The sequence below is a fragment of the Luteibacter sp. genome, from assembly GCF_009912395.1.
GTDB lineage: Bacteria > Pseudomonadota > Gammaproteobacteria > Xanthomonadales > Rhodanobacteraceae > Luteibacter.
Map to the genome: position 1 here is coordinate 209,331 of NZ_WNDO01000003.1, position 14,637 is coordinate 223,967.

General features: G+C 65.1%; 13 protein-coding genes. 10 read left to right on the plus strand and 3 right to left on the minus strand.

Translation table 11 applies throughout. The annotated features are described in order from the left end of the window. Nucleotides 1–39: 39 nt before the first annotated feature. The 8 genes from GAK28_RS05320 to GAK28_RS05355 all read left to right on the plus strand — a co-directional run bounded on the left by GAK28_RS05320 (nt 40) and on the right by GAK28_RS05355 (nt 8,691). Entirely contained in the window at nt 40–1,374 is a 1,335-nt protein-coding gene (locus tag GAK28_RS05320) for a dicarboxylate/amino acid:cation symporter (RefSeq protein ID WP_291775965.1), read from the plus strand. After that, nucleotides 1,371–2,396 (plus strand): alpha/beta hydrolase, encoded by a 1,026-nt coding sequence (locus GAK28_RS05325; protein ID WP_291775966.1) that lies wholly within the window; start codon nt 1,371–1,373, stop codon nt 2,394–2,396. Before GAK28_RS05320 ends, GAK28_RS05325 begins: the two co-directional genes overlap by 4 nt. A gap of 34 nt (nt 2,397–2,430) precedes the next feature. Beyond that, complete coding sequence (locus GAK28_RS05330) at nt 2,431–3,912, plus strand: porin (protein ID WP_291775967.1); 1,482 nt, start codon at nt 2,431–2,433, stop codon at nt 3,910–3,912. Nucleotides 3,913–4,021: 109 nt separating this feature from the next. After that, nucleotides 4,022–4,264, plus strand: coding sequence for a hypothetical protein (locus tag GAK28_RS05335; protein WP_291775968.1), 243 nt, complete (start codon nt 4,022–4,024; stop codon nt 4,262–4,264). Nucleotides 4,265–4,345: 81 nt separating this feature from the next. Next, nucleotides 4,346–5,272, plus strand: coding sequence for a DUF535 family protein (locus GAK28_RS05340; protein WP_291775970.1), 927 nt, complete (start codon nt 4,346–4,348; stop codon nt 5,270–5,272). 112 nt (nt 5,273–5,384) lie between these two features. Further along, complete coding sequence (locus GAK28_RS05345; protein WP_291775971.1) at nt 5,385–6,290, plus strand: LysR substrate-binding domain-containing protein; 906 nt, start codon at nt 5,385–5,387, stop codon at nt 6,288–6,290. A gap of 194 nt (nt 6,291–6,484) precedes the next feature. Next, nucleotides 6,485–8,014 carry a catalase gene (locus GAK28_RS05350; protein ID WP_291775972.1) on the plus strand — a complete coding sequence of 510 codons (1,530 nt, stop codon included), beginning with the start codon at nt 6,485–6,487 and terminating at the stop codon, nt 8,012–8,014. Between the two features lie 41 nt (nt 8,015–8,055). Next, nucleotides 8,056–8,691, plus strand: a complete 636-nt coding sequence (locus tag GAK28_RS05355; protein WP_291775973.1) for an ankyrin repeat domain-containing protein — start codon at nt 8,056–8,058, stop codon at nt 8,689–8,691. A gap of 5 nt (nt 8,692–8,696) precedes the next feature. Here the strand turns inward: GAK28_RS05355 and GAK28_RS05360 are convergent, their stop codons facing one another. Beyond that, nucleotides 8,697–8,996, minus strand: a complete 300-nt coding sequence (locus GAK28_RS05360) for a hypothetical protein (RefSeq protein ID WP_291775974.1) — start codon at nt 8,994–8,996, stop codon at nt 8,697–8,699. A 205-nt stretch (nt 8,997–9,201) separates the two neighbouring features. Between GAK28_RS05360 and GAK28_RS05365 the strand changes: the two genes are divergently transcribed. Next, nucleotides 9,202–10,563: a deoxyguanosinetriphosphate triphosphohydrolase gene (locus tag GAK28_RS05365; protein ID WP_291775975.1), complete on the plus strand. Its 1,362-nt coding sequence runs from the start codon at nt 9,202–9,204 to the stop codon at nt 10,561–10,563. A gap of 50 nt (nt 10,564–10,613) precedes the next feature. Here GAK28_RS05365 and GAK28_RS05370 read toward each other — a convergent pair whose 3' ends face one another. Both GAK28_RS05370 and GAK28_RS05375 read right to left on the minus strand, forming a co-directional pair. Further along, nucleotides 10,614–12,668, minus strand: coding sequence for a S8 family serine peptidase (locus tag GAK28_RS05370; RefSeq protein WP_291775976.1), 2,055 nt, complete (start codon nt 12,666–12,668; stop codon nt 10,614–10,616). A 197-nt stretch (nt 12,669–12,865) separates the two neighbouring features. Further along, complete coding sequence (locus GAK28_RS05375; RefSeq protein ID WP_291775977.1) at nt 12,866–13,675, minus strand: sulfite exporter TauE/SafE family protein; 810 nt, start codon at nt 13,673–13,675, stop codon at nt 12,866–12,868. A gap of 108 nt (nt 13,676–13,783) precedes the next feature. Between GAK28_RS05375 and GAK28_RS05380 the strand changes: the two genes are divergently transcribed. Continuing rightward, nucleotides 13,784–14,569: a helix-turn-helix transcriptional regulator gene (locus GAK28_RS05380; protein ID WP_291775979.1), complete on the plus strand. Its 786-nt coding sequence runs from the start codon at nt 13,784–13,786 to the stop codon at nt 14,567–14,569. Nucleotides 14,570–14,637: the final 68 nt, after the last annotated feature.

A 14,637-nucleotide genomic window follows, 5' to 3' on the forward strand; every position in this document is an offset into this window, starting at 1 on the left:
AAAGGGCTACAAAACGGCATCCCATGCCCGGCCCCCGCCATGTCTCCCTCCAGCCACGCCCTTCCCGCCACGCCCCAGCCGTTCTGGCGCCAGACCTACGTCCAGGTCCTCGTCGCCATCGCCCTCGGTGCCCTCGTCGGCCATTACTGGCCCGAGACCGGCGCCGCGCTGAAGCCGCTGGGCGACGCCTTTATCAAGCTGGTGAAGATGGTGATTGCCCCCGTGATCTTCCTCACCGTGGTCACCGGTATCGCCGGCATGCCTCATATGAAGGCGGTCGGCCGCGTGGTGCTCAAGGCCCTCGCCTATTTCCTCGTCTTCTCGACCCTGGCGCTGATCGTGGGACTGGTGGTGGCCAACGTGGTGCAGCCGGGCGCGGGCCTGAACATGCACATCCCGACGCAGACCTCCGCCGAGGTGACGGTTTATGCGGCCAAGGCACACGACATCTCGCTCGTGGGCTTCCTGCTGGACATCATCCCCGACACGATGCTCGGCGCGTTCACCTCCGGCAACATCCTGCAAGTGCTGCTGATCGCCGTGCTGTTCGGCCTTTCGCTGACGCTCGCCGGGGAGCGCGCGCGTCCGGTGGTGGATTTCCTCGACGCCCTCACGGCACCGGTGTTCCGCCTCGTGCACCTGCTGATGAAGGCGGCACCCTTCGGCGCGTTCGGCGCCATCGCCTTCACCATTGGCTGCTACGGCGTCGGCACGCTGTCGAACCTGCTCCTGCTGGTCGCCACCTTCTACGGCACGTCGTTGCTTTTCGTGGTGGTGATACTCGGCAGCGTCGCGCGTCTCACGGGCTTCTCGATCTTCCGGCTGCTGCGCTATCTCAAGTCCGAGCTGCTGCTCGTGCTGGGCACCTCGTCGTCGGAAGCCGCGCTGCCCTCGCTGATGGAAAAGATGGAACGCGCCGGCTGCGACAAGTCGGTCGTGGGCCTCGTGGTACCCACCGGCTACTCCTTCAATCTCGACGGCACCAACATCTACATGACACTCGCCGCGCTGTTCATCGCGCAGGCGACGAATACGCCGCTCACGCTCGGCGAGCAGATCGCCTTGCTGCTGGTGGCGATGGTCAGTTCCAAGGGAGCCGCCGGCGTCACCGGTGCCGGCTTCATCACCCTCGCCGCCACGCTGTCAGTGGTGCCGTCGCTACCCGTGGCGGGCATGGCGCTGATCCTCGGCGTGGATCGCTTCATGAGCGAATGTCGCTCACTCACCAACTTCATCGGCAACGCCGTCGCCACCGTCGTCGTCGCGCGCTGGGAAGGCGCGCTCGACCGCAAGGCCCTCGACGAGGCCCTCGCCAACCCGCCTGTCCCCCGGGACGGGCAACCGCTTCACGTTACCCAGGGGAAAACACCATGACCTTTTTCCGTGTCGCGATCTTCGCCGCGACCGTCGCCCTCGCCTGTGCGGGCAACGCTCTCGCCCAGGATGCGCCAGGCAAACCGTCGACAATCGACCTGTGGCCGGGCAAGGCTCCGGGCGGCAGTGGCCCCTCGGGTCCCGAGCGCATCGGCCAGAGCGGTACCGGCGTCGGCGCGGTGTCGAACGTCAGCCGGCCACGCATCGAGATCTACAAGCCCGCCAACCCGAACGGCGCCGCCGTGATCCTGCTGGGCGGCGGCGGTTACTTCCGCATCGGCATCGGCCACGAAGTGATGCCCACCGCGAAGTGGCTCGCCGCGCTCGGCGTGACGCCGGTGGTGCTCTATTACCGCCTGCCCGCCGATCACTGGCCCGCCGTCGCCCCGTTCCAGGACGCGCAGCGCGCCATCCGCATCGTCCGCGCCCGCGCGCAGGAACTCGGCATCGATCCCAAGCGCATCGGCATCCTCGGCTTCTCGGCGGGCGGTAACCTCGCCGGCATCGCGGAGACGCGTTTCGCGGATGCGTTCTACGCGCCGATCGATGCCACGGATCAGGTCTCGGCCCGTCCGGACTTCGCTGGCCTGATCTATCCGGTCGTATCGTTGCGGGCGCCGTACGACACCACCCGTTCCAGTCGCGAACTGGCGACACAGAAGGACTCGGTGCAGGCCTACTCGGCCGAGTTGCATGTCTCCCATGACACGCCGCCGACCTTCCTCGCCCAGGCCGCGGACGACCCGATCGCGAACATCGGCAACAGCCTGGTGATGTTCGACGCGCTGAAGAAGAACGACGTGGATGCCGAACTGCACGTGTTCGACAAGGGTGGCCATGGCTGGGGCCTGGGCGATCCGGGTTCCGCGGTCGCCGCGTGGCCTCGCTTGTTCGCCGCATGGGCGCGCCGTAACGGCTTTTTCTCGGCCGTGGATACCTCGCCCTTCGCGCGTGCCGCGAGCGACACGCCTGCCAGCAAGACCAACGCCGCGAACGACGACAGCGGTCCGGACGAAAACTGAGCGCCTGCCGGCGCTCCAGGGGAGACAACCCATCATGCGTAATCACACTCGCCTTTGCACGGCGATCGCCGCCGTATTGCTCGCCGGCCCAACCATGGCTGCCGACACCGTCAGCAACGCCGAACTGCTCAAGCTCATCAAGGCGCAATCCGCCGAGATCGAAGCGCTCAAGCGCCGCCTCGCCACCGTCGAGCACGAACGCCACCCCGCGACCGCCGATACCCCAACGACCGCCGTCGCCTCGACGGGCGACCCGGGTGCCCGACGCGATGCGCAAGTGCAAGCCGCCATCGCCGATACCCGCGAGAGCGAGATGGCCGTAGCCTTCGCGCGCGGTGGCGGCAACGGCGGATCCGGTGGCGGCAGCACGCGCTGGGGACGCGGCAACGAAGCCGGCCCCATGTTCCGCAGCGACGATGGCTTCTTCACTTTCAAACCCGACGGCCGCCTGCTCGTCGATTTCACCCGGACCAAGGGTTCCAGCTACGCGACGCGCAATATCAGCGGCGCGCAGATCACCAGCGCACGCCTCGGCGGCGAGGGCACGGTGGGAGCCCTCGGCTACCACGTCGAAGCCGACTTCGCCGACAACAAGGTCGCCCTGCGCCAGACCTACCTCACCTACGCCACGCGCCTGTTCGGCAACACCACCAAGTTCTACCTCGGCAACTTCCTGAAGGATCTCGGCACCGAAGGCTCGTCCGAATCCGCGCGCGTGCCGTTCATGCTGCGCAACGCGGCCACGGCCGTGGGCCAGCCGGTGGTGAGCTACTTCGGCATGGGCGCCCAGATGCGCATGTACGGCGACAACTGGCACTACAGCCTGTCGATCAACGGCAACGCGCCCAGCAGTTCCACCTCGGGCACCAGCACCGATTCCACCACCTACCTCACCCGTGCGCACTGGAACCCGCTGAAGAACGAGAACGGCTTCCTGCATGTCGGCGCCTGGTACTACTACGAGAAGATCAGCGACGGCGTCACCAGCATCAACAACACCCCGTCCATCGCGCTCGACTACAACGACAACCTCGCCGTCTCCGCCAGTTCCATCGCCAATCCGACGCAGGACCGCGGCAAGGGCTTCGAGCTGGGTGGCGTGCTCCGTAACTTCTGGATGATGAACGAATACGGCAAAAGGACGATCGATTCGCGAACCGCGGGCTCGCTCAGCCGCCATGGATCGTCGTTCGCCGCCGGCTGGATGATCACGGGCGAAGCACCGGGGTTCTCGTCGCGCTCGGGTAGCTGGAAGGGGGTGAAGGTCAACCATCCGGTCACGTCCGGCGGCTGGGGCGCGTTCGAACTGGCGGCCCGCGTCGACCACTACGACTTCGCCGACGCGCCACGCGGCGGCAAGGGCAAGAGCTATACGCTGGGCCTCAACTGGTACCTCAACGACTGGTCGCGGCTCATGCTCAACTACATCCACTGGAACACCGCCAACAAGGTCGGCAGCTTCCAGGGCCCCGATGCCGGCAACTCCATCGGCATGCGCGCCCAGGTCGTCTTCTGACCATCGAGGGCCCGGATCGGCAGGGATGCCGGCCGGGTCTTCACGCTTGCGGGCTAAAGGCCGGAGGGGACTCGCCGATTATTCAGGTGACTTCATCGATGCTGCGTCCATGCCCGTCCAGAACGCCCGCCACGTAAACCTCCGCGCTATCCTGGCCCAACTGGAGGCGGACGGCGTCGCCGGCTACGCCGAACAGGCCCAGTACCTGGGCAACATCACCGAAGGTCGCCTCTCTGCCATGGACCGTGGCGGCGCCATCGACGTGATGTTCGCCGAACATGTGGAGTGGGTACTCCATCGCCGCCGGGGTTGGATGGACGAGCTGCATTCGGACGACCCTCTCGAGGCCTGAGGCCCCCTTCCGGTGGCCTGAAAGGGACTCGAAAGTTATTGCGACTAGGCTGGCGCTCACGTCCCCACGTGAAATCCCGCCATGCCCGCCCTGAACAGGATGCTTCAGAGCTTCCGTGACCGTGACGACTGGTCCCGCCGCCGGTCCTACCAGGCTTCGGCCCTGCGCTACGCACTGCGTTGCCTCGGCGCCCCCTTGTTGCACCTGCGCTGGCTGACCCTGCTGGATAGCCACCCGGGTCTGCGCGCCGCTGTGCGCCGCGACGGTCGCCTCATCGAACGCTGGCAGCACCGGTTCCTGCGTCGCGGGCTTGGCCCGCGCCGTACGCTGCGCACCCTGCTCGATCACTTCGATTTCGTCTCCACCCGGCTGCCTGCCGGCATGCTGGAGCAACTCTACGTGGATGGCCGCGTCGAGCTGACGGAAGCGGCAATGAAGAGCGGCGAACCCCTCCGAGTGCTGCTCATGCCACCGGTCCGCAAGGGCTGCGAAGGCGAACTCAACCTCGCCCTGGCTACGGCCGACGATACCTTGTTGTTCTCGGCCACCATCACCCTCGTACCGTCCCGCCGCGAATTGCTGGTCGGTTGTCTCCAGGGTCCGTCTACCGAGGATGGCCAGGACCGCGTGCGCACCGTCACCCGACAGTGCCACGGACTGCGCCCGAAGAACCTGCTGCTGTCACTGCTCTACGCGCTCGCCGCCGAACATGGCATCCGTCGCATTCGTGGCATCGGCAACGCACGCCATGCCCTGGCTCGCTCGGGCAAGGTCAAGGCCTCGTACGATGCGTTCTGGCTGGAGTCCGGCGGCGTGCTCGCCCGCGATGGTCTTTTCGACCTGCCGCCCTCGGAGCCTGTTCGCGACGAACAGGAGGTCGCCAGCAAGCACCGGTCGGCATTCCGTCAGCGCGAGGCGCTGCGACATGAACTGGCCCGCCGGATGATCGCGGCGTTGTCGACGGATGGCGCCCGCCAGGATGCCGACGCAGGACGTGCCGCCGCCTGAGTCATCGGCCCACGCTCGATAGCGGATGCCTATCGGGATGATCGGAAGGTTCGATTTCCAGCGCCCTCGCCCCACCGACTAAGCTCACGGGCCTGTCAGGCGAGGGAACGGAATGGACGATATCGCGACCTCGCCAAAACCCAACTTCACGGGATTGTCCTTCCGCGACCTCGAATACGTAGTCGCGGTATCCGACCTGGGCAGCTTCGTGGCGGCCGCACGCCATTGCCACGTCGCCCAACCCTCGCTTTCCGTGCAGGTGCGCCGTATCGAGGAGCGCCTGCATACGCCCATTTTCGAACGCACGGCGCGTGGCGTGGTCACGACATCCGCCGGCCGGGCCATCGTTGAACAGATGCGGCGGGCGCTGGCGGAAGGACGCGCCCTGCTCGCCCTCGCCCGGCGACCGGACAGGGCGTTCAATGGCACGTTGCGTCTGTCCGCCATTCCGACGCTGGCCCCCTATTACTTTCCGCGACTGCTCGAACCCGTTCGCGACACCTTCCCCGACCTGGAGCTCCAGCTTGGAGAGGGCGGCGGCGACGATCTCTGCGCGAAACTCATGGCCGGCGACATCGATGCCGTCATCATGTCGGCCCCCGTCATCCACCGCGCGCTCGATCACTGCCCGCTGGGAGGCGAGAGCCTGCTCATGGCGTGCCCCGCGACCCATCCGGCAGCTCGCGCCAACGGGCCCGACTGGCATGAGCTGGACGACGCCTCCCGCCTGCTGCTCGCGGAACCGGACTGCCTGCGCAACCAGGCCATCCACGCAGCGGGCGCTCCCGGCTCGGCGAAAGCGTCGCCGACGCTCGACGCGCTGCTCTACCGCGTTGCATCAGGCGAAGGCTGCGCGTTGGTCCCCGCCTTCGCCGAACGCCTCGTTCCCGGCGTGGTCTATCGACGGTCTATGCGCGTGGAGCGCCAGCGCGAACTCGTCATCGCCTGGCGCACGAACACGGCGCATCGCGCCGACATGCATCGCCTCGCGGAACGGATCGCGACGATCCGACCATAGGCGATTCGCAATGCGGCGCCGTGTCACTTAGCGAAAAACTATGCGATACCACGAAACAATGCGGCGCGCGTCACACTCGCGACCATGCATTCATTGCCGCTATGGCGACCATAGCAACGAACGATTGGAAGGCCGAACGCGCCGTTCGCACCATGCCTGCCAGCACCAGAGGGGTGTATGGAAGGAATGAGACATTGAACAAGGTAACGATGGGACGGCTCGCCTTCGCGCTGGCCGCGATCCTCGGCGGCACCGCCGTCGCTCAAGACAAGCATCTGACCACCGACGGCGGTGCCCCGGTGGGAGACAACCAGAACTCGCAGACCGCCGGGCCGGCCGGTCCCGTGCTGTTGCAGGATTCGCACCTCGTCGAAAAGCTCCAGCGGTTCGACCGCGAGCGTATTCCCGAGCGCGTGGTGCACGCACGCGGCACCGGCGCCTTCGGCAGCTTCACGCCGAGCGGCGATGTCTCCGACCTCACCCGCGCCAAGGTCTTCACGCCGGGCACGAGCACCCCCGTCTTCGTGCGTTTCTCCACCGTGATGGGCTATCGCGGCTCGCCCGAGCAGGCGCGCGATCCGCGCGGCTTCGCCGTGAAGTTCTACACGCAGGACGGCAACTGGGACATGGTCGGCATCAACTGGCCGATCTTCTTCATCCGCGATGCGATCAAGTTCCCGGACTTCGTGCACGCCAACAAGCCCAGTGCCGTCACCGGCGTGCAGGACGCGGACCTGGCCTTCGACTTCTTCGCGCATACGCCCGAGGCCACCCACATGCTCACCCGCCTGTACACGGTGGAAGGCATGCCGGACTCCTACCGCCACATGGACGGTTTCGCGGTGCACGCCTTCAAGTTCGTCAACGCGAAGGGTGAAGTGCATTACGTGAAGTTCCACTGGAAGAGCCTGCAAGGCATCCACGGCCTGCGTCCGAACGAGATCGGTCCGTCGATCGGCAAGGACTGGAACCTCAGCACCAACGATCTCTACGGCGCGATCCGCAAGGGCAACGATCCGAAGTGGGATCTGTACGTGCAGGTACTCACGCCGGAGGAACTGACGAAGTTCGACTTCGATCCGCTCGACGACACCAAGGTCTGGACCGGCGTGCCCGAGCGCAAGATCGGCACCATGACGCTCAACCGCGTGCCCGACAACTACTTCGAGAGCACCGAGGAATCGGCCTTCGCCCCGTCGCGACTCGTGCCGGGCATCGAGCCGTCGGAAGACCGCATGCTCCAGGGTCGCCTATTCGCCTATGCCGACACGCAGATGTACCGCCTGGGTGCCAACTACAACAGCCTGCCGATCAACCGTCCCGCCGTCGCCGTGAGCAACGAGAACCAGGATGGCGCCATGAATTCGGACGGCCGCAAGGGCGAGACGAACTACGAGCCCTCCGGCATCAACGAGGTGTCCGAGGATCCGTCGGCAAAGAGCGTGCGCACGGCCCTCCAGGGCACGACGCAGCAGCAGGCGACGAGCAAGCCGCGCAACTTCTTCCAGGCCGGCGAGTACTACCGTTCGCTGTCCGCCCAGGACAAAAGCGACCTCGTGACCGCACTCAGTGGCGACCTCTCGCATGTGCGAACGCAGGACAACCTGTACCGCATGCTGTCGTACTTCTATCGTGCGGACCACGACTACGGCGAGCGCCTGACCAAGGCCGTGCATGCGGACCTGGCGAAGGTGAAGAGCCTGTCCGATACGTTGCAGGACTAAGGGAGACAGGGCCTCCGGGACATCCCCGGAGGCCTGACCGCATGAAGACGCCTTCCCTGCTCCGCCGCCCTTCCCTCTGGCTGCCCCTTTTGGGCGTGCTCGTTCTCGCCGGTACGTGGCTCATGTCGCCGTCGCTGCGCCTCGCCGTCCATGGCATCGATGCGGACAGCATCGGCAAGGCGCACTACGTGGACGCCCACACCTATGACGACGCATGGTTCGACGCCGCCCGCGTCGGACGTGTCGATATCCTCGGTGCCCTGCTCGACGCGGGGTATCCCATCGACGCGACGACGAAGTCCGGTTATACGGCGACCATCCTGGCGGCCTACGACGAGCAACCCGCCGCGCTCGACTACCTGCTCGGTCGAGGCGCCAATGCGTGCGCGGGCGACCGCAACGGCAATACCGCGCTCATGGGCGCGTTGTACAAGGGCGAACTCGATATAGCGCGACGGCTATTGAAGACGAGCTGCCTCATCGACCAGGCCAACAACGCGGGCGAAACCGCATTGTCGTTCGCCGCGATGTTCGGCCGCGTCGGGATCATGCGCGAACTGGTCGATCGCGGCGCCGATCCCGGCCACCGAGATGCACAGGGAAGCACGCCTTATCAGGTCGCCGAAAAACAAGGGAACCAGGAAGCCATGCGAGTGCTTCTGCGCATGGCACCCTGAGCGGGTCAAGCCGTTTCGACCGGCACCGGCTCGCTGTCCGGACCGCCCGGCGAAGGTTCCGCGTCCACGGCGGCTGTCATACGGATTCGGATTAGGATTCCCCGCTGGGCATCGACTATCACGCTGATATTCTCTTTTTTGAAGCGGCCGGGGATGAAGAGATCGATATCTCCACTAGACGAAGAGGCGACCAGGCGGCCCTCCGTATCCCGGTAGACATTAAGTCCCGGCCATGCGATCTGCGGCCCACCTGCCGCCACATCGCCGCTTGCATCGACGGTATAGATATCGCCCTGGTCTGTCATGGTGTCGCCCTCATCGGTGGAGTAACGGGACAGAAAGCTTGAAAGGGTCCCTGGACCCGCCGCAACGCCCGATTCCGGGGGGACGTCATTCGCAAATCCTCCATCAGGAGGCAGGTCGTTCTCTTCCCAGAGTCAACCTACATGCCCGTGACGGCGGACGCTCTACACTGTGAGCTCCTCTCCCGTCAGGAACGAAGGCTCCGTCATGATGCAATGGGACACGCTGCTCAACGCGAACCGGCTGGGCAACCGGCCGTCCAAGGAAGAAGAAGGCCGCTCCCCCTTCCACTCGGATCACGACAAGGTGATCTTCTCGGGCTCCTTCCGGCGCCTGGCCCGCAAGACCCAGGTCCATCCGCTGGCCACCAATGACCACGTCCACAACCGCCTGACGCATAGCCTGGAAGTCGCCTGCGTGGGTCGCTCGCTGGGCATGCGCGTGGGCCAGCGACTGCTGGACAAGCACCATATCCCCGATCACCTGACGGCGACCGACCTGGGCGATATCGTGCAGACCGCCTGCCTCGCCCACGACATCGGCAATCCACCCTTCGGCCATACGGGCGAGGAAGCCATCCGGCACTGGTTTGCCGAAGATGCGGGCAAGGAACTCATCCGTGATCTCGCGGACGAGGAGGCGTCCGACCTGCGCCTGTTCGAAGGCAACGCGCAGGGTTTCCGCGTGCTCACCACGACCGAGTACCACCCCTACGACGGTGGGCTGCGCCTCACCTACGCCTCGCTCGGCGCCTTCGTCAAATACCCTTGGCTATCGGCCGACGCGGTGGGCGGTCAACGCCCCAAGCGCAACAAGTACGGTGTCTATCGCTCGGAAACCGCCCTGTTCGAAGAGGTGGCCCGTGCCACCGGCCTCATCGCCAAGGGACCGCACTGGTATGCGCGCCATCCGCTCGTGCACCTCATGGAGATGGCGGACGACTTCTGCTACGCCATCCTCGACCTGGAGGACGGCATCGAGATGGGTATCCTGCAATGGGAGGAAGTCTTCGACCTGCTGCGCCCCATGCTGGACGAGCGTCGCATCGACGAATTACAGCGCGACCTGCGCGGCCTTCGTCCCGGACGCAAGCCGCCCCTCATACGTGGCAAGATAATTTCCGGCTTCGTCGATGCAGGCACCGAGGCCTTCATGGCCAACGAGGAGGCCATCCTCCGTGGCGAGGTCAGCGAGCTGCTGCCCTTGTGCGAAACACGCGTGCGCCAGTGCGTGCAGGCCGCGAAAGACTTGGCACGCAACCGCGTCTACCAGCACCCGCGCAAGGTGGAACTGGAGATTGGTGCCTACAACACCATCGCCACCGTGCTACGGGTCGTCTGCGGCGTGGCCGTCGAACATGCGGAAGGCCGGGGCAAGGACAATTACCGCTCCAAGCGCGTGATCGACCTGATCGGCGAGAACTCGTTCCACCCCGAGTTGCACGAGCCCGGTGAAAAGTCGCCGAAGTACCACGCACTGATGCGTGCCCTCGACTACGTCAGCGGCATGACCGACAACTACGTGACCCACCTGGCAAGACAGTTCAACGGCTCGGGGGATTACCGTTGAAGGCCAGCCTTCGCCATGACGCGAAGGCTGGCCCTCGATCACGGCATCCGTCAGCGGCTGGCCGCCTTCCTTACGGACACGCCCTTTCGCTTCAAGGCTTCCTGCAAGGTCGCCAGGGCTTGGTCGGCCTGGATGAAACCATGCCCGGACTTGTAGTCGACGCCGGGATCGTCCATGTCCAGCGCTGAGTCCTTCAGTGCGCCGTAAAGGTCGTCGGTCTTCGCCGTAGGAGCTGCCTGCCATAGCAACGCCGCTACCGCGGCTGCATGCGGCGCGGCGGCCGAGGTACCGTAGAAATTGTAGGACAGGTAACCCGGGATCTGGCTGCAATCGGCGACCGCGGCACGGGTACCGGCCCGGTTACGACTGTCGCTGCCGAAGAACGTCGTCGTTGTGCCATCGGGCGCGACGAATTCCGGCTTGGCCGGTGTGCGTGCCGCCGCGAGAGGCGTGCCATCGGAATTGAACAGGAATGGCGTACCGCCGTAGGACGAAAAATCCTCCAACAGGGCGGTGCGCAAGGTCGGTTGGCAGTATGGCGTACTGAAATAGTCCGCTGCACCGACGGCTGCCGCATGGTCGGCCAAAGGATGCCCGTAGATGGTCCCCGAATCGGTACCGAAGCGGCTAAAGGTTGCGAAGCCATTCTGGATGATCAGATGCACACGCCCTGGTGCGGTCCCTTGCACCAGCCCCAGGCGCAAGGTGATGCCCAGGTTCTGGTTGCCCGTGTAGCTCACGCCGACGCGTGCCTGGGCAGGCTGGCCCACGCCCGATGGACCGGAGCAATACGGTGCGGTCGGATTCAGGGTCTTGCCGTTCTGGTCACCAATGCACAGGTTCAGCGACGACGCCGAGCCCGGGCCTGTCGCTGGCTGATCCCAGTACGCCGACACCGTAAAGGAGTTGACGCCACCGGGATTCACCCCTTGCAAGTTCACCGGAATATTCACGGTGGTCGAGTTGCCAGATACATCGAAGTTCAGCAGTCGCTCGCCGACGTTAAGCGGCTGGGTTCCGCTGCGAACCCTTGCGACGGCCGTCGGCGAGAACGCCGGCCTGCTGTTGTCATAGGCACCCCGACCACCCTTGGCACCATTGCCGGCCGCCGAAAAATAGGCCGCGCCGTCCTGCGTGACGGTTTCATTGATGGCGTCGCCGATGATGCCTTCCTGGAACAGGGGCTCATCGAAAAAACCCAGGTCATCGACAATGATCTGCGCACCCGCGCCGTCGCGCCCGAAGCTGTCCTTCTGCCCTACCGGCAGCGCCAGCGTACGGATGCCCTGGGCGAAATCCGTCTGCGTCGACGGTGCATAGAACGCAATCTTCGCACCGGGCGCCACGTCGTGGATGATCTGCGCCATGGCCCGGCCTTCGTCGGTACCGCTATTGATGCAGTCACCTTCTTCCTTCACGATCTGCGGGGAAGCCGGAAGATCGTCGCTTTTGATGTCGTCTTCCATGCTGCGCTCGTGCGACCAGGAAACGTTGTTCTTGTTGGCCGTGTTGCGCTGACCCGAGCAGTTGAAACTGTCGGAAATGACACCTACGGTCAGGCCCTTGCCGTCCACCTTCGGCACATAGGTGTCGCGCAACAGCTTGCTGTGCTGCGACGAATCACCCTGGGATCGCACATCGCCCGCATTGGTGTGTACTTCGGGGGCACTGATGCGAAGCACGCCATCGAGCGCGGCGGCCTGGTCGATTTTCGATACGGGAAGGCGTCCCCCGATATTGTTGCGGAATACGGCCTCAGTCTTGAAACCAAGCGCTTCCAACTGTTTCCTCAGCGCACCCGGATCCCCTTTGCTCACGACGTCCACATTCACGAAGTCCTGAGTGGCGACCGGTGTACTGGCGCTGCTTCGGGATTGCGCGGTGGAAGACGGCGATGGCGCGGAAAACGACGACGCCGGCGACACCTCCTGCTTCAACCGAAGCAGCTTGCTATCCAGCTTGGCGTTTGTGCCGCTGGCGCGTTCCGACGTCGATACTGCCGGCCCCACATGCGTGGGTGAAAGATCCTGCTGCGCATTTGCCGCCGTGACCACACCCAGGGCGGACCACAAGGCAAGTACGAGACGGCTATTTACATGAGACATCAATGACATCCTCAGTCGGGCTCACCGGCACCATGCCGATGCATGCCACATTGAGAACGCATCCTTCAACGCATCACCCTACTTTCCCCCATGAATCATGGCATCAAATGAAAATAGCCATCCAAAGGTAAACGCAGTCAAAACGATTCACCCCACCTTCGATGCATGAACACCGTGATCACGCGCGGCAGGCGCACTCAAACCACCGCCATCATCACGAGCACCAGGACCAACAGAAACAGGTAGACGCGAGCGTGGACAGAATCGGGGATACGACCGATGAAAGGCGACGTGGCACGGATGCCGATCCACGACCCTGCGGCGAGCACGAGGAAGGCGCGCAGGTCCACGTAACCCGCATAGCCTGCGCCCAGCATGGCACCCTGCCGCCAGGCGAACGCCACGTAGGCCAGCGATCCCGCCACCGCCATCGGCAGCGACAGCGGATTGGCCATGGCCGTGGCCTGGGTCATGCTCGCTCCCTGGCGACGCATGAGCGGCACGGTCATCACACTGCCCCCCACGCCGAGGAATGCGGCGATCGCGCCGATGACCAGCCCCGCGAGCGCGGTGGCCCTACGCGACATCGTGCGCATCGATGTCGCGGCAGGCGCCATGAAGCCGGGGCGCACCAGGCAATCCAGGATGGTGACGCCCAGGTACGCGACAAACGCCCAGCGCACCCAGTCGCCCCGCAAGGCCGTCGCCATCCAGGCGCCGCCGATGGCCCCCAGGGCGATGTAGCCGGCGAACGCACGGACACGCCCCCAATCCACCGTGCCGGCGCGATGGTGGCGCCAGGAGGCCATCCCTGCACCGAACACCATCACCGCCGTGGACGTCGCCACGGCCACCTGCATCGCCACGGCACCGATCGCGCTATCTGCCCCGTGGGAAAGGGTCAGCACCGCGTACAACAAAGGCACCACGACAAAGCCACCGCCAAAGCCGAACAACACGGTGGTGACGCCGGCCAGGGCACCGCAGAACAGGAGGAGGAGATACACGACTCGTACCGGAGGAAGGAAATCCAGCCTGCACCATAGCCCCCGTACGATTGGCCTACCTTCGAGGATCGGACGATAATCCTCGCAAATCGGCCAATCGGGACGCCCATGCGCAATACGCCCCTCACCACCGTCGACCACACGCCCCGCGCCGTGATCGCGATCGGTACCGATTACCCACCCGGCACCCTGCTGGATACGCACAGCCATCGACGCGCGCAGTTCCTTTACGGGATGACCGGGTTGATGGAAGTCCGTACCGACGACGGTGCCTGGGTGGTCCCTCCCTACAGCGGTGTGTGGATTCCGGCCGGCAAGCCGCATGCCGTACGGATGCAGGGCGTGACCACCCGCAGCCTCTATATCGGTCCCGACGCCGATCCACGCGAACAATCGCATTGTGACGTGCTCGCCGTGTCGCCGCTGCTGCACGAACTACTGCTGGCCTCGGCCGACCTGGATGCGCTCTACGATGTGTCCGGCCGCGACGGTGCGCTCGTCACCCTGATCCTGCACGAACTGCGCGTCGCCCCGCCCCTTCCCTTTTTTGCGCCCATCCCTGGCGATCCCGCGCTGGCCGCCCTGTGCATCGCGTTCCTGCGGCATCCGGACGCGCGCCAGACCGTCGACACCTGGGCCGCGCGGCTCAACACAAGCGTACGGACTTTCCACCGCCATTTCGGCCAACAGACCGGCATGCCTTTCAGCACGTGGCGCCAACGCGCCTGCTTGCTCGCGGCGCTGCCACGCCTGATCGCGGGGGGCACGGTGACCGCCATTGCCCTCGACCTCGGCTACGACAGCCCCAGCGCTTTCTCCACCATGTTCCGCAAGGTGCTGGGCCGTACGCCCTCGCAGTTCGCCGAGACTTCGCGAAAGGGCACCCCTTCATGAGGCCCATGGACCGGCGGTGACTTCCGGCACCTTGCGCCCCTTCCTTCCACCTCGCACCCTGATCCGTA

Excerpts from the sequence above, each read along its gene's own strand:
- GAK28_RS05320 (WP_291775965.1), top strand. The coding sequence starts at position 40 with ATGTCTCCCTCCAGCCACGCCCTTCCCGCCACGCCCCAGCCGTTCTGG.
- GAK28_RS05325 (WP_291775966.1), top strand. The coding sequence starts at position 1,371 with ATGACCTTTTTCCGTGTCGCGATCTTCGCCGCGACCGTCGCCCTCGCC.
- GAK28_RS05330 (WP_291775967.1), top strand. The coding sequence starts at position 2,431 with ATGCGTAATCACACTCGCCTTTGCACGGCGATCGCCGCCGTATTGCTC.
- GAK28_RS05335 (WP_291775968.1), top strand. The coding sequence starts at position 4,022 with ATGCCCGTCCAGAACGCCCGCCACGTAAACCTCCGCGCTATCCTGGCC.
- GAK28_RS05340 (WP_291775970.1), top strand. The coding sequence starts at position 4,346 with ATGCCCGCCCTGAACAGGATGCTTCAGAGCTTCCGTGACCGTGACGAC.
- GAK28_RS05345 (WP_291775971.1), top strand. The coding sequence starts at position 5,385 with ATGGACGATATCGCGACCTCGCCAAAACCCAACTTCACGGGATTGTCC.
- GAK28_RS05355 (WP_291775973.1), top strand. The coding sequence starts at position 8,056 with ATGAAGACGCCTTCCCTGCTCCGCCGCCCTTCCCTCTGGCTGCCCCTT.
- GAK28_RS05360 (WP_291775974.1), bottom strand. The coding sequence starts at position 8,996 with ATGACAGACCAGGGCGATATCTATACCGTCGATGCAAGCGGCGATGTG.
- GAK28_RS05365 (WP_291775975.1), top strand. The coding sequence starts at position 9,202 with ATGATGCAATGGGACACGCTGCTCAACGCGAACCGGCTGGGCAACCGG.
- GAK28_RS05370 (WP_291775976.1), bottom strand. The coding sequence starts at position 12,668 with ATGTCTCATGTAAATAGCCGTCTCGTACTTGCCTTGTGGTCCGCCCTG.
- GAK28_RS05380 (WP_291775979.1), top strand. The coding sequence starts at position 13,784 with ATGCGCAATACGCCCCTCACCACCGTCGACCACACGCCCCGCGCCGTG.